The sequence below is a fragment of the Enterobacter cloacae complex sp. IR5401 genome, from assembly GCF_049238425.1.
Taxonomy (GTDB): Bacteria; Pseudomonadota; Gammaproteobacteria; order Enterobacterales; family Enterobacteriaceae; genus Enterobacter; species Enterobacter hormaechei_C.
In genome coordinates this window covers 118,426-140,547 of sequence record NZ_JBMKHN010000010.1, presented here as the reverse complement: position 1 = coordinate 140,547, position 22,122 = coordinate 118,426, and the positions used below count along the sequence as shown (strand labels likewise).

Genomic DNA, 22,122 nt, shown 5'->3' with positions numbered 1-22,122 from the left:
TTGCGATGTTAGGCATTATTTTGACGGGTCACGGCGGTTTTGCCAGCGGGCTGCAACAGGCAATGAAGCAAATCCTCGGCGAACAGCCGCAGTTTATCGCCATCGATTTTCCGGAAAGCTCCACCACTGCGCGGCTGACCGCGCAGCTTGAGCAGGCAGTGAATGAACTGGATGCAGAGCACGATATCGTGTTTCTCACCGATCTTCTCGGCGGTACGCCGTTTCGTGTGGCCTCTACCCTCGCGATGCAGCGCCCCGGCAGCGAAGTGATCACCGGCACCAATCTCCAGCTTTTGCTGGAGATGGTTCTGGAGCGCGACGGATTAAGCAGTGAAGCCTTTCGTTTGCAGGCGCTGGAGTGCGGCCATCGCGGCCTGACCAGCCTGGTGGATGAACTTGCACGCTGTCGCGAGGAAGCGCCCGCCGAGGAAGGGATATGAGCCAGCTGCTGCGCGCGCGTCGTCTGCTTACCGGGCAAGGCTGGCTGGATGACCATCAGCTGCGTATGGATAGAGGCGTCATCACCGCCATCGAGCCGATTCCGGCAGGGGTTAACACCCGCGAGGCAGACCTGCTTTGCCCGGCATACATTGATATCCACGTCCACGGCGGCGCGGGTGTGGATGTGATGGATGATGCCCCCGACGTGCTGGACCGGTTAGCCTTACATAAAGCGCGTGAAGGCGTAGGGGCGTTTCTGCCTACCACCGTCACCGCTCCGCTGGAGGCGATCCATGGCGCGTTACGGCGCATTGCCCGGCGCTGTCATGCCGGTGGCCCCGGCGCGCAGCTCCTGGGCAGCTATCTGGAAGGCCCGTACTTTACACCGCAGAACAAAGGGGCGCACCCGCCAGAACTGTTTCGCGAGCTGGATCTCGCGGAACTTGATGAGCTGATTGCGGTTTCGCAGAACACGCTGCGGGTGGTGGCGCTTGCTCCGGAAAAAGTGGATGCCCTGAAGGCGATCCATCACCTCAAGCAAAAAGGGATACGCGTCATGCTGGGCCACAGCGCCGCTACATACGCGCAAACCCTGGCCGCATTTGATGCAGGCGCAGACGGGCTGGTGCACTGCTACAACGGCATGACGGGATTACACCACCGGGAGCCGGGCATGGTTGGCGCCGGGCTTACGGACCCACGCGCGTGGCTGGAGCTTATTGCCGACGGGCATCACGTTCATCCTGGAGCCATGCGGCTATGTTGTTGCTGCGCGAAGGATCGTACGGTGCTGATTACCGATGCCATGCAGGCGGCGGGTATGCCTGATGGGGGCTATACGTTGTGTGGTGAAAGTGTCGAGATGCAGGGCGGCGTTGTTCGCACGGCCTCGGGCGGGCTGGCGGGCAGCACGCTCGCGCTGGATGCCGCCGTGCGGAATATGGTGGAGCATACGGGGGTCGCCCCAGAAAACGCTATCCATATGGCCTCGCTGCATCCCGCCCGTCTGCTCGGTATGGATCACCTGCTGGGATCGTTAGCACCAGGCAAACGCGCCAATATTATTGCGCTCGATGCGGGTTTACACCTCCGGCAGATCTGGATCCAGGGTCAGGCTCTTTCCCTGTAGCCCCTTCACAGTGTGCTCTGTTGGCCTTACGGAAGACGATCGTAAGGCCTTTCTTTTCCTTTCCTTGATCTTCGCCTTTCCTTTCGCGATCACACTTTTCGTTTTATTTCTTTTTCGCCATTGAACTTTCGATTTCTTTTCTATAGATTTTCTTTAACTGCTAAAGTGAACAAGTGAAACGAAACGAAAGATAGCGACACATTTGCCAGCGTCTGATGTGGAATTCACACGACTAAGGACTGAGTTATGCCACAAACCACTACCACCACCGGCACCTGGACCGAAAAAGAGATCCGCCAGCAGCCAGCCAGCTGGCTTCGCTCGCTCAACAATATTGATAATCTGCGCGCGTCGATCGACAGTTTTCTGACGCCACTGTTGCGCAAGCCCGATCTGCGGATCGTTCTGACCGGCGCGGGTACGTCTGCTTTTATCGGCGACATCATTGCGCCATGGCTTGCCAGCCACACGAGAAAAAATATCACCGCGATACCTACGACCGATCTGGTCACCAACCCGATGGATTACTTCAGCCCTGCGCACCCGCTGCTGCTGGTCTCTTTCGCCCGTTCTGGCAATAGCCCGGAGAGCGTCGCTGCCGTTGAGCTGGCGAATCAGTTTGTTCCGGAGTGCTACCACCTGTCGATCACCTGTAATGAAGCGGGCAGCCTGTATCAGAATGCCGTCGACAGCGATAACGCCTGCGCTCTGCTCATGCCAGCCGAAACGCACGATCGCGGGTTCGCGATGACAAGCAGCATCACCACCATGATGGCGAGCTGCCTGGCGGTATTCGCACCGGAAACGATCAACAGCAAAACGTTCCGCGACGTGTCCGATCGCTGTCAGGCGATCCTCACGTCGCTTGGCGATTTCAGCCCCGGCGTCTTTGGTAACGAACCGTGGAAACGCATTGTTTATCTGGGCAGCGGTGGATTACAGGGCGCCGCACGGGAGTCAGCGTTGAAGGTGCTGGAGCTGACCGCCGGCAAGCTGGCGGCATTCTACGATTCGCCAACGGGTTTCCGTCACGGGCCTAAGTCGCTGGTGGACAACGAAACGCTGGTCGTCGTGTTTGTCTCCAGCCATCCGTACACGCGTCAGTACGATCTGGATCTGCTCGCCGAGCTGCGACGCGATCGTCAGGCTATGCGCGTGGTAGCCATTGCAGCCGAAACGGATCCGGTCATTGAAGCTGGCCCGCATATCCTGCTGCCGCCTTCCCGTTCATTTAACGATATGGAGCAGGCGTTCTGCTTCCTGATGTACGCCCAGGTCTTCGCACTGACCCAGTCTCTGCACGTTGGCAATACGCCGGATACGCCATCCGCCAGCGGTACGGTTAACCGTGTGGTCCAGGGCGTCGTTATTCATCCGTGGCAGGCTTAAGAGGACAGGCTCATGAGTATTATTTCTACCAAATATCTTTTGCAGGACGCACAGGCGAAGGGCTATGCCGTTCCGGCCTTTAACATCCATAACGCCGAGACGATCCAGGCGATCCTCGAAGTCTGTAGCGAAATGCGATCGCCGGTGATCCTCGCGGGTACGCCGGGGACGTTTAAACATATTGCGCTGGAAGAGATTTACGCCTTGTGCAGCGCGTATTCCCTTACTTATGACATGCCGCTGGCGCTACACCTCGATCACCACGAATCGCTGGACGACATTCGCCGCAAAGTCCATGCCGGCGTACGTAGCGCAATGATCGACGGTAGCCATTACCCCTTCGAACAAAACGTCAAGCTGGTGAAATCGGTCGTCGATTTCTGCCACCTCAACGACTGTAGCGTCGAGGCCGAACTGGGCCGACTGGGTGGGGTGGAAGATGACATGAGCGTCGACGCCGAAAGCGCGTTCCTGACCGACCCGCAGGAAGCAAAACGCTTTGTCGAACTGACAGGCGTGGACAGCCTCGCCGTCGCCATCGGTACCGCGCACGGTCTCTATACCAAACGCCCAAAAATCGACTTCCAGCGGCTGGCCGAGATCCGCGAGGTAGTGACAGTGCCGCTGGTGCTGCATGGTGCAAGCGATGTGCCGGATGAGGATGTGCGCCGCACCATTGAGCTGGGCGTCTGCAAAGTTAACGTCGCAACAGAGCTGAAAATCGCCTTCTCTGACGCAGTCAAAGCCTGGTTTGCCGAGAACCCACAGGGCAACGATCCGCGCTTCTACATGCGCGTCGGCATGGATGCCATGAAAGAGGTGGTCAGAAGCAAAATCACCGTTTGCGGCTCGGCGAACCGGCTGCTGCTTCCGGCTGAAGCCTGAACCCATCGCGCATAACGTTAGTACCTAAAAAAATAACTATAAGCCTCGCAAATATGAAGGCGCGTCCTTAAGCCGGACAGCGCCTTCCATTATCCTAAAAATACGAGGAGTCCCTACATGACACAGGAAAAGTCGTTTAAATCGAAAGCGTGGGAGTTTTTCCAGAGCCTGGGAAAGACGTTTATGTTCCCGGTCTCGCTGTTGGCCTTTATGGGGTTGTTGTTAGGTATCGGTAGTTCTGTCACCAGCCCTTCCACCATCAAAAGTTTTCCCTTTCTGGGCGGCGAGTTAACGCAGCTCACCTTTGGTTTTATCGCCATGGTCGGCGGCTTTGCTTTTACCTATCTGCCGCTGATGTTTGCCATGGCGATCCCGATGGGCCTTGCCAGACGTAATAAAGCGGTGGGCGCTTTTGCCGGATTCGTTGGCTACATGCTGATGAACATGAGCATCAACTACTACCTGACCGCCACCCACCAGCTTGCGGACGCCGCCACCATGAGACAGGTGGGACAATCCATCGTGCTTGGTATTCAAACGCTGGAGATGGGCGTGCTCGGCGGCATTGTGGTAGGGGTGATCACCTACTTCCTGCACGAACGCTTCCAGGACACGGTGCTGCACGACGCGTTTGCCTTCTTTAGCGGCATTCGTTTTGTACCGATTGTTACCGCCCTCACCCTGTCGCTGGTCGGCTTGTTCATCCCCCTGCTGTGGGAATATGTGGCAATGGGCATTGCCGGGATTGGTCATATCATCCAGAGCACCAGCGTCTTTGGGCCGTTCCTGTATGGCGTGGGCGTACTGCTGCTCAAACCTTTTGGCCTGCACCACATCCTGCTGGCGATGGTGCGCTTCACCCCGGCGGGCGGCATTGAGATGGTTAACGGCCAGGAAGTGGCCGGTGCGCTGAACATTTTCTACGCCGAGCTGAAAGCCGGCCTGCCGTTTAGCCCGCACGTTACGGCATTTTTATCGCAAGGGTTTATGCCGACCTTTATCTTCGGCCTGCCTGCCGTGGCTTACGCTATCTACCGCACCGCGCGTCCGGAAAACCGTCCGGTGATTAAAGGGCTGCTGCTTTCTGGCGTGCTGGTTTCAGTTGTCACGGGTATTTCAGAGCCGATTGAGTTCCTGTTCCTGTTTATTGCCCCTGTGCTTTACGCGTTTCATATCGTTATGTCTGGCCTGGCGCTGATGGTGATGGCGCTTCTCGGCGTCACTATCGGCAACACCGACGGCGGCATTCTGGATCTGCTGATCTTCGGCGTCATGCAGGGGATGTCGACCAAATGGTATCTGCTGTTCCCGGTGGGTATGGCCTGGTTTGCTATCTACTTCTTCGTCTTCCGCTGGTACATCCTCAGGCACGATATTAAAACGCCGGGCCGTGAGGTTGACGCGCAGGGTGCGCTCCAGGCGGTGGAAGCCAATACCCGGGCACGTGGAAAATCAAAATACGATCATGGGCTTATTCTTCGCGCGCTTGGCGGTAAAGAGAATATTGAGTCGCTCGACAACTGCATCACCCGCTTACGTCTGGTGGTGAAAGATATGGGGCTTATCGACCAGCAGGCGCTGAAGGCCGCGGGCGCCTTGTCAGTCGTGGTGCTTGATGCCCACAGCGTTCAGGTGATCATCGGCCCGCAGGTGCAGAGCGTCAAATCCGGCATTGAAGCCTTAATTTAACAGGGGGACGTTGTGTTTGATTTCGACAGAATCATTGAGCGTAAAAGCGATAAATGCCGTAAATGGGATCATGCGTTTGTGTGCTCGCGTTTCGGTGATGTCCCGGAGGGATTTATCCCGCTGTGGATAGCAGACATGGATTTCACCTCGCCACCCGCCGTGATTGAAGGCTTCCAGCGCATCGTGGAGCATGGCACCTTCGGTTACACCTGGTGCTTCGACGAATTCTACGATGCGGTCATCGCCTTCCAGCGCACCCGTCATCAGGTTGAGGTGCATAAGTCATGGATCACCCTGACCTACGGCACCGTTTCCACGCTGCACTATACGGTTCAGGCGTTCTGCAAACCCGGCGACTGCGTGATGATGAACACCCCGGTGTATGACCCATTTGCGATGGCGACACAGCGACAGGGCGTGCGGGTGCTTGCAAATCCGCTGAGCGTGAAGGAAAACCGCTATCACCTGGATTTTAATCTGATTGAAGTTCAGCTCAAAACTCACCGTCCAAAACTGTGGTTCTTCTGCTCGCCGCATAACCCTTCGGGCCGAATCTGGCGCGCGGATGAGATACGCCAGGTGTCCGATCTCTGTAAGCGCTACGGCACGATTCTGGTGGTTGATGAGGTTCACGCCGAGCACATTCTGGACGGTACATTCGTCAGCTGTCTGACTTCGGGCTGTGCCGCCCAGGACAACCTGATTGTGCTGACCTCCCCCAATAAAGCGTTCAACCTTGGCGGGCTAAAAACATCCTACTCGATAATTCCAGACGATTCGCTGCGCCAGCGTTTCCGCCAGCAGCTGGAGAAGAACTCCATTACCTCGCCCAATATCTTCGGCGTGTGGGGAATTATTCTGGCCTATCAGCAGGGTCTGCCATGGCTCGACGCGCTGAATGGTTATCTGCGCGGCAATGCCCGCTACCTTGCGGATGCTATCCAGACCCACTTCCCTGCATGGAAGATGATGAACCCGGAGTCGTCGTATCTCGCCTGGATAGACGTCAGTGCGGACGATCGCAGTGCGACGGCGCTAACCCAACATTTCGCCAAACAGGCTGGCGTGGTCATCGAAGATGGCAGCCACTACGTACAAAACGGCGAAAACTACCTGCGTATTAACTTCGGCACCCAGCGCTACTGGCTGGAACAGTCCATCAACCGAATGCTGAAGCATTACTGATAAGGATCTTACCCCGATGAAAAAAATGCTCACTCTCTCGCTGCTGGCTCTCTGCGTTTCTCACGGCGCGGCGGCAGCAAACTACGCGCTCAGTAACGACAATATTGCCCTTTCGTTTGATGATGCAAATGCAACGGTAGTAGTAACGGACAGCAAAGCTAACCATCCGCTCACGCCCCAGGAGCTGTTCTTTCTGACGCTGCCGGATGAAACAAAAATCCACACCGCTGATTTCAAAATCAAGCACGTCGAAAAGCAGGACAATGCGATAGTCATCGACTTTACGCATCCGGATTTTAACGTAACGGTGAAACTGAACCTGGTGAAGGGAAAATACGCCAGCATCGGCTACACCATCGCCGCCGTCGGGCAGCCGCGGGACGTAGCGAAAATTACCTTCTTCCCGACGAAGAAGCAGTCTCAGGCACCTTACGTTGACGGGGCGATTAACAGCTCGCCAATCGTGGCCGACTCGTTCTTCATCCTGCCAGACAAACCGATTGTGAATACTTACGCTTATGAAGCCACCACGAACCTCAACGTGGAGCTGAAAACGCCAATTCTGCCTGAGACACCGGTTAGTTTTACCACCTGGTTCGGCACTTTCCCGGAAACTAATCAGCTGCGCCGCAGCGTAAACCAGTTTATCGATGCCGTGCGTCCGCGGCCTTATAAGCCTTATCTGCACTACAACAGCTGGATGGACATCGGTTTCTTTACCCCTTACTCCGAGCAGGATGTCATTGGGCGGATGGACGAATGGAATAAAGAATTTATTGCCGGACGCGGGGTGGCGCTGGACGCGTTCCTGCTGGACGATGGCTGGGACGATCGCACCGGACGCTGGCTTTTTGGCCCGGCATTCAGCAACGGTTTTGGCAAAGTCAGGGAAAAAGCCGACAGCCTGCACAGCTCGGTTGGGCTGTGGCTTTCTCCGTGGGGCGGATACAACAAGCCGCGCGATATTCGCGTCTCGCATGCAAAAGAGTATGGTTTTGAAACCGTAGACGGCAAGCTGGCGCTGTCGGGGCCGAACTATTTTAAAAACTTTAACGATCAGATCATTAAGCTGATCAAAAACGAGCACATTACCTCGTTCAAGCTCGACGGAATGGGTAACGCCAATTCGCATATCAAGGGCAGCCCATTTGCATCGGATTTTGACGCATCCATTGCCCTGCTGCACAACATGCGCAGCGCAAACCCGAACCTGTTTATCAACCTGACCACCGGCACCGACGCCAGCCCGTCCTGGCTGTTCTATGCTGATTCAATCTGGCGTCAGGGCGATGATATCAACCTGTACGGCCCCGGCACGCCAGTGCAGCAGTGGATGACCTACCGCGATGCCGAAACCTGGCGATCCATCGTGCGCAAAGGTCCTCTGTTCCCGCTGAACTCACTGATGTACCACGGGATCGTCAGCGCAGAGAACGCTTACTATGGACTCGAGAAAGTGCAAACAGACAGCGATTTTGCCGATCAGGTCTGGAGCTACTTCGCAACCGGAACTCAGCTTCAGGAGCTGTACATCACGCCGTCCATGCTGAATAAGGCGAAGTGGGATACCCTGGCGCAGGCGGCGAAATGGTCGCGTGAGAATGCCAGCGTGCTGGTGGATACTCACTGGATTGGCGGTGACCCAACTTCGCTTCAGGTTTACGGCTGGGCCTCATGGAGTAAAGACAAAGCGATTTTTGGCCTACGCAACCCGTCGGATAAGCCGCAACGTTACTACCTGGATTTAACCAAAGATTTTGAGATCCCGGCAGGAGAGCGTTCGCAGTTTACCCTGAAAGCCGTGTACGGCAGTAATTCGACCGTACCAGAGGAGTATAAAAACGCTGTGGTAATTACGCTGCAACCGCTGGAAACGCTGGTGTTTGAGGCGATGCCGGGGAAATAGTGAGGCTCTGACACGGTGTAGGCCGGGTAAGGCGAAGCCGCCACCCGGCAAAACAGGCGGCAGGGGCTTACTCCCCCTGCTGCTCCAGCGCATATTTATACAGTGCATTTTTCTTCACGCCGTGGATCTCCGCCGCCAGCGCCGCCGCTTTTTTCAGGGGGAGTTCAGCCTTTAGCAGAGCCAGCGTACGCAGCGCATCGGCAGGCAGAGCGTCTTCCTGCGCTTTGTGCCCTTCAACAATCAGCACCATTTCGCCCTTGCGGCGGTTTTCATCCTCTTTCACCCACGCCAGCAGTTCGCCAACCGGCGCACCGTGAATGGTTTCCCACGTTTTGGTCAACTCGCGCGCCAGCACCACGTAGCGCCCTTCGCCCCAGACGGTCACCATATCTTCCAGGCTTTCCAGCAGACGGTGAGTTGATTCGTAGAAGATCAACGTACGCGGTTCAGCTTCCAGATCCTTTAACACATCGCGACGGCCTTTGGATTTAGCAGGCAGGAAGCCTTCGTAGCAGAAACGATCGGACGGCAGGCCCGCAGCGCTTAACGCCGCAATCGCCGCGCACGGCCCGGGCAGCGGCACAACGCGGATGCCTGCTTCACGGCAGGTGCGTACCAGATGGTAGCCCGGATCGTTGATCAGCGGCGTTCCCGCATCGGAGACCAGCGCGATGTTCTGCCCTTCTTTAAGCTTCGCCACCAGCGTTTCGGCTTTTTGTTGCTCATTGTGATCGTGCAGGGCAAACAAACGGGCGTTAATGGCAAAGTGTTGTAGCAGTAAACCGGTATGACGGGTGTCTTCAGCAGCAATTAAATCAACAGCTTGCAATACGGTGAGCGCACGTTGGGTAATATCAGACAAATTCCCGATAGGAGTAGGTACAATATAAAGCTGGCCTTGAGAATTATCTGCCGTTTCGTGTTGTTTCATTGTTTCGTCCGTATTGCCGATTTAATATTGAGCATTGCGTAAAAAAATCACTGGATACAGTATGGTACCGTTAACGTTTCTTCGTAAAAAAGCCGCGCACAGCGTGCCCCTCCTGCTGGCAGCTCTGATCTTTACAGGCTGCGGCACCCAGGCACCTGACCAGAGCACTGCTCATATGCAGGGATCCGCTCAGGCTGATTCTGGCTTTTATCTGCAACAAATGTCGCAGAGTACAAATGATACCAGGATCAACTGGCAATTACTCGCCATTCGTGCACTGCTGAAAGAAGGGAAAACCCAGCAGGCCGCCGAGCTGTTCAGCCAGCTGCCGCAGGATCTTAACGACACTCAGCGCCATGAGCAGACGCTGCTGTCGGCAGAACTGAAGGTCGCGCAAAAAGATTACGACGGCGCGAAGAAGATCCTCGGCACCATCGATCTCAGCACGCTGGATAAAAACCAGCAGGCCCGTTTCTGGCAGGCCGGTATCACCGCTGAGCAGGGCCGCCCTTCCCTGACGCTACTCCGCGCGCTGATTGCCCAGGAGCCTCTGCTCGCGGGTGCGGACAAGCAAAAAAATATTGATGCAACCTGGCAGGCGCTCGCCTCCATGACCCAGGATCAGGCCAAAGCGCTGGTAATCAACGCCGATGAAAATGTTCTGCAAGGCTGGCTGGATCTGCAACAGATGTGGTTCAACAACCGCAGCGATCCGAACATGCTGAAAGCTGGCATTACCGACTGGCAAAAGCGTTACCCGCAAAACCCGGGAGCGAAAATGCTGCCAACGCAGCTGGTGAACGTGCAAAACTTTAAGCCCGCCTCCACCAGCAAAATCGCCCTACTGCTGCCGTTAAACGGTCAGGCAGCGGTGTTTGGTCGCGCCATTCAGCAAGGTTTCGAAGCCGCGAAAAACGGCACTACCGCCGTCAGCGGTAGCGCGGTTCCGACCCAGGCAGCACAGGCGGCGAATGTGAATGACGTTGTCAGCCCGTCCGCCGCCGAAACCAGCGACCTGACCACCGCGCAAACCCCTGCGCAGGGCACCATGCAGAATCCGGTTACCGCCCCAACGACGCAGCCCGCTCCCCCTGCGCCTGCGGCAACACAGGCCCCGGCTGAAACACCGGCGCCCGCGACGGCAGAACAACCTCAGCCGCAAACCGAGCAGCCGGAACAGCAGCCAGCAACCCAGCCGCAGGCTGTGGCCACCACCAGCGCTAACCCTGGTGCAGAGTTGAAAATCTACGACACCAGCGCCCAGCCGCTTGACCAGGTGCTGGCGCAGGTTCAGCAGGACGGGGCTAGCATCGTTGTCGGCCCGCTGTTGAAAAACAACGTGGAAGCGCTGATGAAGAGCAACACCACGCTGAACGTGCTGGCGCTTAACCAGCCTGAGCAGGTTCAGAACCGCGCCAATATCTGTTACTTCGCCCTCTCTCCGGAGGATGAAGCCCGCGATGCGGCCCGTCATATTCACGAGCAGGGCAAGCAGGCGCCGCTGCTGCTGATCCCACGCAGCACGCTGGGCGATCGCGTTGCCAACGCGTTTGCGCAAGAGTGGCAGACCCTTGGCGGTGGCGTGGTGTTGCAGCAGAAATTTGGCTCAGCTGCCGAACTGAGAGCGGGCGTGAACGGCGGGGCAGGTATTGCCCTCAACGGTAGCCCGGTATCCGCCAGCCTGCCGCAGCAGCAGAGCGTCACCATCGGCGGTCTGACGATCCCGGCGCCCCCTACCGACGCGCAAATCAGCGGCGGCGGTAAAGTGGATTCGGCGTACATCGTCGCTACGCCGGAAGAGATCGCCTTTATCAAACCGATGATCGCCATGCGTAACGGCAGCCAGAGCGGCGCAACGCTCTACGCCAGCTCACGCAGCGCACAGGGTACCGCAGGCCCGGATTTCCGTCTGGAAATGGAAGGACTGCAATACAGCGAGATCCCGATGCTGGCAGGCAGCAACCCGCAGTTGATGCAGCAGGCGCTGGGCGCGGTGCGCAATGACTATTCCCTGGCGCGTCTGTACGCGATGGGCGTCGATGCCTGGGCGCTGGCAAACCACTTCACCCAGATGCGCCAGGTACCGGGCTTCGAGCTTAACGGGAATACCGGCGATCTGACCGCCGATCAGGATTGTGTGATTAACAGGAAGTTATCATGGCTCAAATACCAGCAGGGGCAGATTGTCCCGGCCAGTTAAGCCGTAAACAGACCGGCGACGCGTGGGAGTTAAAGGCGCGTCGCTGGCTTGAAGGCAAAGGACTGCGCTTTGTCGCCGCCAACGTTCGCGGGCGCGGCGGCGAGATTGACCTGATCATGAAAGACGGTCAGACCATCGTGTTTGTTGAAGTTCGCTACCGACAGTCGTCCCGTTTTGGCGGTGCTGCCGCCAGCGTGACGCTCGCCAAACAACAAAAATTATTACAGACTGCCCACTTGTGGCTTGCCCGCCATAATGGGAGTTTTGATACTGTGGATTGCCGTTTCGATGTGGTAGCCTTCACCGGAAATGCGATCGACTGGCTTAAAAACGCGTTTGGCGAAGACGCATAAATAAGATTTTAAAGGGATACCGTGCTCGAACGAATTAAAGTGTGCTTCACAGAAAGCATTCAAACGCAGATTGCCGCGGCGGAAGCCCTTCCGGACGCGATCTCGCGTGCAGCGATGACACTGGTTCAGTCGCTGCTCAACGGCAACAAAATCCTCTGTTGTGGCAATGGCACGTCCGCCGCCAACGCACAGCATTTTGCTGCCAGCATGATCAATCGCTTCGAAACCGAGCGCCCGAGTTTACCTGCCATTGCACTAAACACCGATAACGTGGTCTTAACTGCGATTGCCAACGATCGTCTGCATGACGAAATCTACGCCAAGCAGGTGCGCGCCTTAGGCCATGCCGGAGACGTGCTGCTGGCGATCTCCACGCGCGGTAACAGCCGGGATATCGTTAAAGCGGTTGAAGCGGCCGTGACCCGGGATATGACGATTGTCGCCCTGACCGGTTACGACGGCGGAGAGCTGGCTGGCCTGCTGGGGCCGCAGGATGTGGAGATCCGCATTCCTTCGCACCGTAGCGCCCGCATCCAGGAGATGCATATGCTCACGGTGAACTGCTTATGCGATCTGATCGATAACACGCTTTTCCCTCACCAGGATGATTAAGGAGTTCTCATGAAGGTTTTATCGGCCCTTGCAGTCGTGATGTCTGCATTACTGCTTCAGGGATGCATCGCTGCCGCTGTAGTCGGCACCGCAGCGGTCGGCACCAAAGCAGCGACCGATCCGCGTACCGTTGGGACGCAGGTGGATGACGGTACGCTTGAGCTGCGCGTAAACAGTGCGCTGTCGAAAGACGAGCAGATCAAGAAGGAAGCACGCATCAACGTGACGGCTTATCAGGGCAAAGTGCTGCTGGCAGGCCAGGCGCCAAATCCTGAACTCGCCTCGCGCGCCAAACAGATCGCGATGGGTGTGGAAGGCACGGCGGAAGTGTATAACGAGATCCGCCAGGGCCAGCCGATTGGTCTCGGCACCGCGTCATCTGATACCTGGATCACCACCAAAGTGCGTTCCCAGCTGCTGGGTACCGACCAGGTGAAATCCTCAAACGTGAAAGTGACCACGGAGAACGGCGAAGTGTTCCTGCTGGGTCTGGTGACGGAACGTGAAGGGAAAGCGGCAGCGGATATCGCCAGCCGGGTGAGCGGCGTGAAGCACGTCACCACCGCGTTTACTTATATTAAGTAATTCACACCTGACTGTAAGCCCGGTAAGCGCAAGCGCCACCGGGCTTTCTTTCACACAAGCGCCATACTCCCCACAATCACTCCACTCAACGCCACCAGCCCCGCAGTCAGCCACAGCGCTTTCGCCGGGAATGACTTACGCAGCATGATAAGCGACGGCAGGCTCACCGCCGGCAGCGTGATGAGCAGCGCCAGCGCTGGTGCGGTCCCCATACCGGCCATCATCATGGTCTGAATAATCGGGATCTCCGCCGCGGTTGGGATCACGAACAGGCAACCGGCCACCGCCATCGCAATCACCCACATCAGCGTGTTGTCGATAGCGCCATCCGCATGCGGGAACAGCCAGACGCGCGCGGCCCCCAGCACCAGTACGGCCAGGATATAGACCGGAATGGTGCTCCAGAAAAGCTGCCACAGCGCTTTGCCCCAGCGAGCAAAGAAACTGCCCTGCGGCTCGCTGACGTCCAGCTCAACGGAAGCAGACCCGGCCTCGTTGTCTTTCACCAGGTGCTGCACCAGCGTAGCGACAAGCACCACCGTCAGCAGGCCAGCCGCCAGACGGATAAACGCGAAATGCCAGCCGAGAACGAAGCCCATAAACACCAGCGTTGCCGGGTTCAGCAGTGGGTTACCCATCCAGAAGGCAAGCGCGCCGCCCATCGACACGCGCTGTCGGCGCATACCCGCCGCCACCGGTGCGGCGCAGCAGGAACACATCATGCCCGGCAGGGAGAAAATCGTCCCCAGCAGCGTGCCCTGCAAGCGCGGCTGTCCCAGGGTTTTCACCAGCCAGTTACGCGGGATAAGTACCTGAATCAGCGAGCCCAGCAATACGCCCAATACCGCCGCTTTCCAGACGGCAAGAAAATAGACCATTGCGTAATCCCACGCCGCGCGTAGCGGGCTGGAATCGGCCTGCGCGAGAATCGATTTACCGATGCTGTGGGTGTCGGCGGCGGTGAAGGCTTTACCGTAGTACGGCTGCCATTTCACATACCAGAGGCCAATGATGACCACGAGAAAGAAGAGTGCGGGCTTCCACCACTGAACAGGTGTTGCCGCCTGAGATGAAGACTGACCAGTCATACCATTCCCCGGAAGGTGTTATTTAATAAGCCGGGGAAGTTTACGCCTCGCCCTGCGCGATTTCACGCAGTTTTGCCGAAGGGATAATATTAACCCCCTCCTGCGACGGAGCCAGCGCCTCTTTTAGCATCGCCAGCGCGACATCCCGCGCCTCGATGGACTTCCAGTTACCCGGCAGAATGCGAAACAGCGGAGCGAAAAAAGACTCGTTAAAACGACGTTCGTCACGGTGCCCCATCAGCATGGAAGGCCGCGCGATGGTCAGGCGCTCCCATTTCTGCGCGATTAACGCCTCTTCCATTTTGCCCTTCACCTGGTTGTAAAAAAACGGCGAGCCTGCGTTCGCGCCGTGCGCGCTGACCACCAGGAAATGTTTTGCGCCCAGCTTTTTCGCCGTCAGGGCGGTATCCACCACCAGCGTGTAATCCGCATGGACAAAAGCTTCTTTACTGCCCGCTTCCCGCCGGGTGGTGCCAAGGCAGCAAAAGGCGATATCAATGGGATCCTGCACCTGCGCCAGCGCGTCGGTGAGCTGTGGATCGTGCGGGTTATAGACGCCGGTGATATCCAACAGCGGGCGACGCGTCGGGGCGGCGATATAGTTGATATGCCGATCCTGGATCAGCAGCCGCAGCAGATGTCCACCCACCAGCCCGGTTGCGCCGGTAATCAGTACCTGACTCATCTTATCCCCTTTACAGAATTGTCCGTTTGCGTTCTGGGCCTGCTCTACCACACTTAAAAGTCTGTTACCGGTAAGTATTTACCACAAACGGGAAAAAAACAGTCTGAAGCGAAAACAACGGAGGAAGCATGGGTAAAAAAATCGCAGTCTTGATTACCGACGAGTTTGAAGATTCAGAATTTACATCGCCAGCAGAGGCATTCCGGAAGGCGGGCCACGAGGTGGTCACCATCGAGAAAGAAGCGGGTAAAACCGTGAAGGGCCATAAGGGCGAAGCCAGCGTGACCATTGACGAATCCATTGATAACGTCAGCCCGTCGGATTTCGACGCCCTGCTGTTACCGGGCGGCCATTCACCGGATTCCCTGCGCGGAGACGAGCGTTTCGTCAACTTTACCCGTGACTTCGTCGGCACCGGTAAACCGGTATTTGCCATTTGCCACGGTCCGCAGCTGCTCATCAGCGCCGAGGTGGTACGCGGGCGTAAGCTCACCGCGGTGAAGCCGATCGTTATCGATCTGAAAAACGCGGGAGCCGAGTTCTACGATCAGGAAGTGGTGAACGATAACGATCAGCTGATCACCAGCCGTACACCGGACGATCTGCCGGCGTTTAACCGTGAAGCGCTACGCCTGCTCGGCGCGTAACCAGTGCAGCTTTTTACCAAAGCCCAGGGTGTTGTCGGTAAATTTCAGCTCATCAAGGCGGATTTCCCACACCGGGGCTTTTAGCGCCGCAGCCACCGGGAAGCGGCGCGTATAGCGTTTACGTTGCGCGTCGCTCTCCTTCCCTTCCAGGCGACGAATTTCACCTTTGAACTGGACCCCGCGGATCAGCGCAACAGTTTTAGGCTGACCGTTTACCGTACCTGCCACTTTTGCCTGCTGGCCCGTCATCTGCGCATGCCGCGTTTTGTCTTCGCTCATTACGTAAAAGGCCACGCGCTCGGGATCGTAGTAATAAAAGGCATTTGCGCACCACATCTCCTCGTCTTTACAGACGCACCAGGTCACGACATGCTGCTTTGCCAGCCAGCGGTTAATGGCGGCCAGTGTTTCCATTTTCGCTCTCTCTCATGCTATGGTGCGTTCACCTTAACATACTGAATCTGTTTACTGTGTGCTGGTTTCTCTATCTTGTCCGAACCGCTGATAACGCACTCTACACCGGGATCACTACCGATGTGGCACGGCGTTTTTTACAACATCAAACGGGGAAAGGGGCGAAAGCACTACGGGGGAAAGGTGAACTTCAGTTAGCGTTTTCAGCCGCCGTGGGCGACAGATCCCTGGCGCTCAGGCTGGAATACCGCATCAAGCAGCTGACAAAGCGCCAGAAAGAGCGTCTCGTCAACGGGGACGGCTCTTTCGAGGCGCTACGCGAAAGCCTGCTTAAAAACGATTGAAATGATCGTGGTACTCCACCAGACCGGTAACGCCGTCGAGCGCATCATCTGCCAGAGGATGCACCTGGAAAGATGTTTCCGTGCCCGGCCAGTTGCAGCGCAGATCGTATCTGGACGCTGGCTCAAAACCTAAACGTTCGTAGAACGCCGGATCGCCCAGAACGACGACAGCGGCATAGCCAAATTCATTCAGTGAATCCAGTCCTTCATAGACCAGCTGGCGCGCCAGGCCCTGGCCACGGTAGTTTTCATCCACCGCCAACGGCGCCATGCCGACCCACTGCAACTCTTCACCCTGCACAATCACTGGGCTGAAGGCCACGTAGCCGACCACCTGCCCTTCATCGTCAGTGGCAACCAGGCCCAGCGTAATCAGGCCATCTTCGCGAAGATCGTGAACCAGTTGGGCTTCGGCGTCGCCTGCAAAAGAGCGGCGTAACAACGCATCGATACCCGGCGCATCAATCCCAATTTCGACTCGAATCAGCATGGTTCACCTACTGAAGTGTGTTTACTGTCCGGCGGGGTTTTTAGCCCGGCCTCAACGAAATCTGCCATTTGCATCAATATCATACGCAGCGCTTTCGGCATCTGCTCCAGCTCAATGGCATCCATTAAATTTTTGACGTACAGACCGAGCTCCGTGTCGCCTTCAATCACCAGACGACGCTGGAAGAAGAGGGTGTCCGGATCCTGTTTGCGCGCGGCGATCATCAGCAGATCGCTGGCATCCGCGCTAAAGCTGACATCAGCCTCGGCGGTTTCACGGACAATTAGCCGATCGTTCTCAACGGAAGTAAACCAGCGCAACCCGATATCGCGCACTTCAATCTTTAACCAGCGGCCTTCCAGAAACTCCAGCTCACCGTCCTGTAGCGCCTGGCGGAACTGCCAGCTCAGTACCTGCTCCAGCACCTGGCGTTTAAGGGCGAACGGCGCCAGTTTTACCGGCACGCTCAGCATTGATGGACCAAATTGTACGAGACGTGAACGCAGTTTATCCAGCACGAGCTTTACTCCCTGATAGCTATAGTCCTGCTATTTTGCCATATCCCGACAAGAAGATAGCGGCGTAAATCAACAAACCGTTGTCCGGTGTACCTCATTATTGGTGCCATCAATACGCCATTAGCTGCCTTAAATCAAAAATTGTCGCGTATGGGTTAATTAAAATCCCAGCTCGTTAACATTTTTTACGATCCCTGCGATCGACAACATCGGGATAAATTATGGAGCTGCTCTGCCCTGCCGGAAACCTTCCGGCGCTTAAGGCGGCCATCGAAAATGGGGCCGATGCGGTCTATATCGGGCTGAAAGATGATACCAACGCCCGCCATTTTGCGGGTCTTAACTTTACGGAGAAAAAGCTTCAGGAAGCCGTTAACTTCGTCCACCAGCACCGGCGCAAACTGCACATCGCCATCAATACCTTTGCCCATCCTGATGGCTATGCCCGCTGGCAGCGCGCCGTGGATATGGCGGCCCAGCTGGGCGCCGATGCGCTGATCCTGGCCGACCTCGCCATGCTTGAGTATGCGGCAGAACGTTATCCGCATATTGAGCGCCATGTCTCTGTTCAGGCATCGGCCACCAATGAAGAGGCCGTCCGTTTTTATCATCGACACTTTGACGTGGCTCGCGTGGTGCTGCCGCGCGTACTCTCTATTCATCAGGTTAAGCAACTGGCGCGCGTCACGCCAGTGCCGCTGGAGGTTTTTGCCTTCGGCAGCCTGTGCATCATGGCCGAAGGCCGCTGCTATCTTTCCTCGTATTTGACCGGCGAATCGCCAAATACCGTCGGCGCCTGCTCGCCTGCCCGCTTCGTTCGCTGGCAGCAAACGCCGCAGGGACTGGAGTCACGCCTGAATGACGTGTTAATTGACCGCTATCAGGACGGTGAAAACGCGGGCTACCCGACGCTGTGCAAAGGCCGATATCTGGTGGACGGCGAGCGCTACCACGCGCTGGAGGAGCCCACCAGCCTCAACACGCTGGAACTGCTGCCAGAGCTGCTGGCCGCCAATATTGCCTCGGTGAAAATCGAAGGCCGCCAGCGCAGCCCGGCCTACGTGAGCCAGGTGGCAAAGGTGTGGCGTCAGGCCATCGACCGCTGCATGGCGGACCCGCAAAACTACGCCCCGCAGGCGGCATGGATGGAGACGCTCGGCGCGATGTCCGAAGGCACCCAAACCACGCTCGGCGCGTATCACCGTAAATGGCAGTGAGATAATCATGAAATATTCATTAGGGCCGGTGCTTTACTACTGGCCAAAAGAGACGCTGGAAGATTTTTACCAGCAGGCGGCTAACAGCAGCGCCGATGTGATTTACCTCGGCGAAGCGGTGTGCAGCAAGCGCCGCGCCACCAAAGTGGGCGACTGGCTGGATATGGCGAAAAGCCTGGCCGGCAGCGGCAAGCAGGTGGTGCTCTCGACGCTGGCGCTGGTGCAGGCGTCCTCTGAACTGGGCGAGCTGAAGCGCTACGTCGAAAACGGCGAGTTCCTGCTGGAGGCGAGCGACCTGGGCGTGGTGAACATGTGTGGCGAGCGTAAGCTGCCGTTTGTCGCCGGACATGCGCTGAATTGCTATAACGCGGTGACCCTGCGCCTGCTGCTCAAACAGGGGATGACCCGCTGGTGCATGCCGGTTGAGCTCTCCCGCGACTGGCTGGCCAACCTGCTCACACAGTGCGAAGAGCTGGGCATTCGCAACAAGTTTGAAGTGGAAGTGCTGAGCTATGGGCATCTGCCGCTGGCCTACTCTGCCCGCTGCTTTACCGCACGCTCGGAAGACCGTCCGAAAGACGAGTGCGAAACCTGCTGCATTAAGTACCCGAACGGCCGCAGCATGCTGTCGCAGGAGAATCAGCAGGTGTTTGTTCTTAACGGCATTCAGACCATGAGCGGTTACGTCTATAACCTCGGCAACGAGCTGGCGTCAATGCACGGGCTGGTGGATATGGTGCGGCTTTCGCCGCTTGATACCGGCGTTTTCGCGATGCTGGACGCCTTCCGCGCCAACGAAAATGGCGCTGCTCCGCTGCCTCTGACGGCAAACAGCGACTGCAACGGTTACTGGCGACGTCTCGCCGGGCTGGAATTGCAGGCATAAAAAAGGCTCACTTTGTTAACAACGGTTATCATTTTTTAATGCAGTATTAAAGATTGACCGTCGACAAAGTGAGCTGTTATGACTGACAAAACCATTCCGTTTTCGGTGCTGGATCTGGCGCCGATCCCACAAGGCTCCTCGGCCAGAGAAGCCTTCACGCACTCTCTCGATCTTGCTCAGCTTGCCGAAAAGCGCGGCTATCATCGCTACTGGCTGGCGGAGCACCACAATATGGTGGGCATCGCCAGCGCCGCCACCTCGGTGCTGATTGGCTATCTGGCGGCGAATACCACCACACTGCACCTGGGCTCCGGCGGCGTGATGCTGCCAAACCACGCCCCGCTGGTGATTGCTGAGCAGTTCGGGACGCTGAATACCCTCTATCCGGGCCGTATTGATCTAGGGCTTGGCCGCGCGCCGGGCAGCGACCAGCCGACCTTGCGCGCCCTGCGTCGCCATATGAGCGGCGATATCGATAACTTCCCGCGCGATGTGGCGGAGCTGGTGGACTGGTTTGACGCGCGGGATCCGAACCCGCACGTGCGTCCTGTGCCGGGGTACGGGGAAAAGATCCCGGTATGGCTGTTAGGCTCAAGTCTGTACAGCGCGCAGCTCGCCGCCCAGTTGGGGCTGCCGTTTGCGTTTGCCTCGCATTTCGCACCGGATATGCTGCATCAGGCGCTGCATCTCTACCGCACGCACTTCAAACCGTCCGAGCGTCTGGAGAAACCGTACGCGATGGTCTGTATCAATATCATTGCCGCCGACAGCAACCGCGACGCGGAATTCCTGTTCACCTCCATGCAGCAGGCGTTTGTGAAGCTGCGTCGCGGTGAGACGGGCCAGCTGCCGCCGCCAGTAGAGAATATGCATCAGCTGTGGTCGGCCTCCGAGCAGTATGGCGTGCAGCAGGCTCTGAGTATGTCGCTGGTAGGTGATAAGGCGAAAGTGCGTCACGGGCTGGAGTCGGTGCTGCGTGAAACCCAGGCGGATGAGATTATGGTTAACGGCCAGATTTTCGATCACCAGGCGCGTCTGCATTCGTTTGATTTGGCAATGCAGGTGAAAGAGGAGTTGGTGGGGTAGTTTTTTGCTTTGCCCGGTGGCGCTTCGCTTACCGGGCCTACATTCTTTTCTCCCTCTCCCTGCGGCAGAGGGCCGGGGTGAGGGGTTCAGACCGCACGTTTTACTGATACACAGGCAACAGATTAAAACTCGAAAGCACGTGCACCACCGCGTTACCGATACCAAATAACAGGATCAGCGCAATCATCGGTTTTCCGCCCCAGACGCGGAATTTCGGGCTGCCGAAGCGCTTACGTGATTTGCGCGCCAGCAGCGCCGGTACAATCGCCGCCCAGATGGTGGCCGCCAGTCCTGCATAGCCGATGGCGTAGAGGAAACCGTTCGGCCACAGCAGGCCGCCCACAATCGGCGGCAGGAAGGTCAACAGCGCCGTTTTGAAGCGCCCCGTCGCAGAGTCATCAAAACCAAACAGATCCGCCAGGTAGTCAAACAGGCCCAGCGTCACGCCGAGGAATGAACTCGCCACCGCAAAGTTCGAGAAGACCACCAGAAGCAGATCCAGGCTGCGGCTGTTCAGCACGCCGCTCAGCGCCTGTACCAGCACATCAATGTTACCGCCCTTCTGCGCAATGCCGATAAATTCCGGACGCGGGATGTTACCCATCGTCCCCAGCAGCCAGATCACATACAGCGCCAGCGCCAGCAGCGTGCCGTAAACCAGGCATTTCACGATGGTGCGCGGATCCTTGCCGTAGTACTTCATCAGGCTCGGTACGTTACCGTGGTAGCCAAACGACGCCAGACAGAACGGCAGGGTCATCAGCAGGTACGGCGTATAAGAGGTGTTCGTTTCGGCAACGTTAAACAGCGTGGCCGGCGTGACGTGCCCCAGCAGGCTGCCGAAGGTAAGAAAGAAGGTGATGACCTTTGCGCCCAGCACGATTGCCGTCATGCGGCTGACCGCTTTGGTGCTCATCCAGACGATAAACGCCACGCCCAGCGCGAAGCAGAGACCCGCCAGACGCGCCGGAACGTTCAGCGACATCTCTGAGAAGGTGTGATGCAGAATCGACCCGCTCGCTGAAATGTACGCGTAGGTCAGGATATAGAGTACAAACGCGATGGACAGCCCGTTCACCAGGTTCCAGCCTTTGCCCAACAGATCCCGGGTGAGGGTGTCGAAGCTGGAGCCAATGCGATAGTTCAGGTTTGCTTCAAGGATCATCAGCCCGGAATGAAGCATGCAGAACCAGGTGAAAACCAGCGCCGCCAGCGACCAGAAGAACCACGCACCGGACATGACCACAGGCAGGGAAAACATCCCGGCACCAATGATGGTTCCGCCGATGATCACCACGCCGCCAAGCAGCGAAGGTGACGTTTGGGTGGTGGTTAGTGTTGCCATGCGGCCTTATCTCCAGTGAAAAATGTGGTTCTGCATTTTAGTGTGCTGCACTGTACCAGTACAAGAGTACAAAAGGAATAAAAAAAGCCCCGATAGC

At 57.1% G+C, this 22,122-nt stretch carries 23 protein-coding genes; 16 read left to right on the top strand and 7 right to left on the bottom strand.

Going from position 1 to position 22,122, the window contains the following annotated elements:
• The first annotated feature begins 5 nt into the window (after positions 1–5).
• From agaF to ACOTX1_RS15870, 7 genes are all read left to right on the top strand, one after another.
• Complete coding sequence (gene agaF / locus ACOTX1_RS15900; protein WP_003861734.1) at positions 6–440, top strand: PTS galactosamine/N-acetylgalactosamine transporter subunit IIA; 435 nt, start codon at positions 6–8, stop codon at positions 438–440.
• Positions 437–1,570 carry an N-acetylglucosamine-6-phosphate deacetylase gene (nagA, locus tag ACOTX1_RS15895; protein WP_023314896.1) on the top strand — a complete coding sequence of 378 codons (1,134 nt, stop codon included), beginning with the start codon at positions 437–439 and terminating at the stop codon, positions 1,568–1,570. The genes agaF and nagA overlap by 4 nt, the downstream gene beginning before the upstream one ends.
• A 246-nt stretch (positions 1,571–1,816) precedes the next feature.
• Positions 1,817–2,959 (top strand): SIS domain-containing protein, encoded by a 1,143-nt coding sequence (locus tag ACOTX1_RS15890; RefSeq protein ID WP_003861737.1) that lies wholly within the window; start codon positions 1,817–1,819, stop codon positions 2,957–2,959.
• Between the two features lie 12 nt (positions 2,960–2,971).
• Entirely contained in the window at positions 2,972–3,844 is an 873-nt protein-coding gene (gene kbaY / locus ACOTX1_RS15885) for a tagatose-bisphosphate aldolase subunit KbaY (RefSeq protein ID WP_003861740.1), read from the top strand.
• 117 nt (positions 3,845–3,961) lie between these two features.
• Positions 3,962–5,533, top strand: a complete 1,572-nt coding sequence (malX, locus tag ACOTX1_RS15880) for a maltose/glucose-specific PTS transporter subunit IIBC (RefSeq protein WP_003861742.1) — start codon at positions 3,962–3,964, stop codon at positions 5,531–5,533.
• Between the two features lie 12 nt (positions 5,534–5,545).
• Positions 5,546–6,718, top strand: a complete 1,173-nt coding sequence (locus tag ACOTX1_RS15875; RefSeq protein WP_023314897.1) for a MalY/PatB family protein — start codon at positions 5,546–5,548, stop codon at positions 6,716–6,718.
• Positions 6,719–6,734: 16 nt separating this feature from the next.
• On the top strand, positions 6,735–8,624 hold the full coding sequence (locus ACOTX1_RS15870; RefSeq protein ID WP_023314898.1) for an enterotoxin: 1,890 nt from the start codon (positions 6,735–6,737) through the stop codon (positions 8,622–8,624).
• Positions 8,625–8,691: 67 nt separating this feature from the next.
• On the opposite strand, the gene rsmI is transcribed toward ACOTX1_RS15870, so the two are convergent.
• Positions 8,692–9,555, bottom strand: a complete 864-nt coding sequence (rsmI, locus tag ACOTX1_RS15865; RefSeq protein ID WP_023314899.1) for a 16S rRNA (cytidine(1402)-2'-O)-methyltransferase — start codon at positions 9,553–9,555, stop codon at positions 8,692–8,694.
• A gap of 61 nt (positions 9,556–9,616) precedes the next feature.
• Here rsmI and ACOTX1_RS15860 point away from each other — a divergent pair, with 61 nt between their 5' ends.
• Genes ACOTX1_RS15860 through dolP form a run of 4 tightly spaced genes read left to right on the top strand, consistent with a single transcriptional unit; the run spans position 9,617 to position 13,305 of the window.
• The gene (locus ACOTX1_RS15860; protein WP_023314900.1) at positions 9,617–11,755 is read left to right on the top strand and encodes a penicillin-binding protein activator; all 2,139 of its coding nucleotides are present in this window, start codon (positions 9,617–9,619) and stop codon (positions 11,753–11,755) included.
• Positions 11,713–12,108, top strand: coding sequence for a YraN family protein (locus tag ACOTX1_RS15855; RefSeq protein WP_003861751.1), 396 nt, complete (start codon positions 11,713–11,715; stop codon positions 12,106–12,108). The genes ACOTX1_RS15860 and ACOTX1_RS15855 overlap by 43 nt, the downstream gene beginning before the upstream one ends.
• A 21-nt stretch (positions 12,109–12,129) precedes the next feature.
• Complete coding sequence (gene diaA, locus ACOTX1_RS15850; RefSeq protein ID WP_003861754.1) at positions 12,130–12,720, top strand: DnaA initiator-associating protein DiaA; 591 nt, start codon at positions 12,130–12,132, stop codon at positions 12,718–12,720.
• A 9-nt stretch (positions 12,721–12,729) separates the two neighbouring features.
• Complete coding sequence (dolP, locus tag ACOTX1_RS15845) at positions 12,730–13,305, top strand: division/outer membrane stress-associated lipid-binding lipoprotein (protein ID WP_003861756.1); 576 nt, start codon at positions 12,730–12,732, stop codon at positions 13,303–13,305.
• Between the two features lie 50 nt (positions 13,306–13,355).
• Here the strand turns inward: dolP and ACOTX1_RS15840 are convergent, their stop codons facing one another.
• Positions 13,356–14,393: a permease gene (locus tag ACOTX1_RS15840; RefSeq protein WP_003861758.1), complete on the bottom strand. Its 1,038-nt coding sequence runs from the start codon at positions 14,391–14,393 to the stop codon at positions 13,356–13,358.
• Positions 14,394–14,433: 40 nt separating this feature from the next.
• Positions 14,434–15,078 (bottom strand): NAD(P)H-binding protein, encoded by a 645-nt coding sequence (locus ACOTX1_RS15835; protein WP_023304489.1) that lies wholly within the window; start codon positions 15,076–15,078, stop codon positions 14,434–14,436.
• A 128-nt stretch (positions 15,079–15,206) separates the two neighbouring features.
• On the opposite strand from ACOTX1_RS15835, the gene ACOTX1_RS15830 reads away from it, so the two are divergent.
• A complete protein-coding gene (locus ACOTX1_RS15830) occupies positions 15,207–15,725 on the top strand; it encodes a type 1 glutamine amidotransferase domain-containing protein (RefSeq protein ID WP_023314901.1) in 519 nt (172 codons plus the stop codon).
• Here the strand turns inward: ACOTX1_RS15830 and ACOTX1_RS15825 are convergent.
• Positions 15,705–16,139: a YhbP family protein gene (locus ACOTX1_RS15825; protein ID WP_023314902.1), complete on the bottom strand. Its 435-nt coding sequence runs from the start codon at positions 16,137–16,139 to the stop codon at positions 15,705–15,707. The genes ACOTX1_RS15830 and ACOTX1_RS15825 overlap by 21 nt on opposite strands.
• A 14-nt stretch (positions 16,140–16,153) precedes the next feature.
• On the opposite strand from ACOTX1_RS15825, the gene ACOTX1_RS15820 reads away from it, so the two are divergent.
• Positions 16,154–16,483, top strand: coding sequence for a GIY-YIG nuclease family protein (locus tag ACOTX1_RS15820; protein WP_003861768.1), 330 nt, complete (start codon positions 16,154–16,156; stop codon positions 16,481–16,483).
• On the opposite strand, the gene ACOTX1_RS15815 is transcribed toward ACOTX1_RS15820, so the two are convergent.
• Together ACOTX1_RS15815 and ubiT are read right to left on the bottom strand one after the other, a co-directional pair.
• Complete coding sequence (locus ACOTX1_RS15815) at positions 16,470–16,973, bottom strand: GNAT family N-acetyltransferase (protein WP_023314903.1); 504 nt, start codon at positions 16,971–16,973, stop codon at positions 16,470–16,472. The two genes, ACOTX1_RS15820 and ACOTX1_RS15815, sit on opposite strands and share 14 nt — an antisense overlap.
• A complete protein-coding gene (ubiT, locus tag ACOTX1_RS15810; RefSeq protein WP_023314904.1) occupies positions 16,967–17,491 on the bottom strand; it encodes a ubiquinone anaerobic biosynthesis accessory factor UbiT in 525 nt (174 codons plus the stop codon). The genes ACOTX1_RS15815 and ubiT overlap by 7 nt, the downstream gene beginning before the upstream one ends.
• Positions 17,492–17,712: 221 nt before the next feature.
• On the opposite strand from ubiT, the gene ubiU reads away from it, so the two are divergent.
• The 3 genes from ubiU (at position 17,713) to ACOTX1_RS15795 (ending at position 20,680) form a co-directional block, all read left to right on the top strand.
• Positions 17,713–18,708: a ubiquinone anaerobic biosynthesis protein UbiU gene (ubiU, locus tag ACOTX1_RS15805; RefSeq protein ID WP_003861773.1), complete on the top strand. Its 996-nt coding sequence runs from the start codon at positions 17,713–17,715 to the stop codon at positions 18,706–18,708.
• A gap of 7 nt (positions 18,709–18,715) precedes the next feature.
• Positions 18,716–19,594, top strand: coding sequence for a U32 family peptidase (locus ACOTX1_RS15800; RefSeq protein WP_023314905.1), 879 nt, complete (start codon positions 18,716–18,718; stop codon positions 19,592–19,594).
• 78 nt (positions 19,595–19,672) lie between these two features.
• Positions 19,673–20,680, top strand: coding sequence for a luciferase-like monooxygenase (locus tag ACOTX1_RS15795; protein WP_263522389.1), 1,008 nt, complete (start codon positions 19,673–19,675; stop codon positions 20,678–20,680).
• Between the two features lie 100 nt (positions 20,681–20,780).
• Here ACOTX1_RS15795 and mtr read toward each other — a convergent pair whose 3' ends face one another.
• Entirely contained in the window at positions 20,781–22,025 is a 1,245-nt protein-coding gene (gene mtr, locus ACOTX1_RS15790; protein WP_032667314.1) for a tryptophan permease, read from the bottom strand.
• Positions 22,026–22,122: the final 97 nt, after the last annotated feature.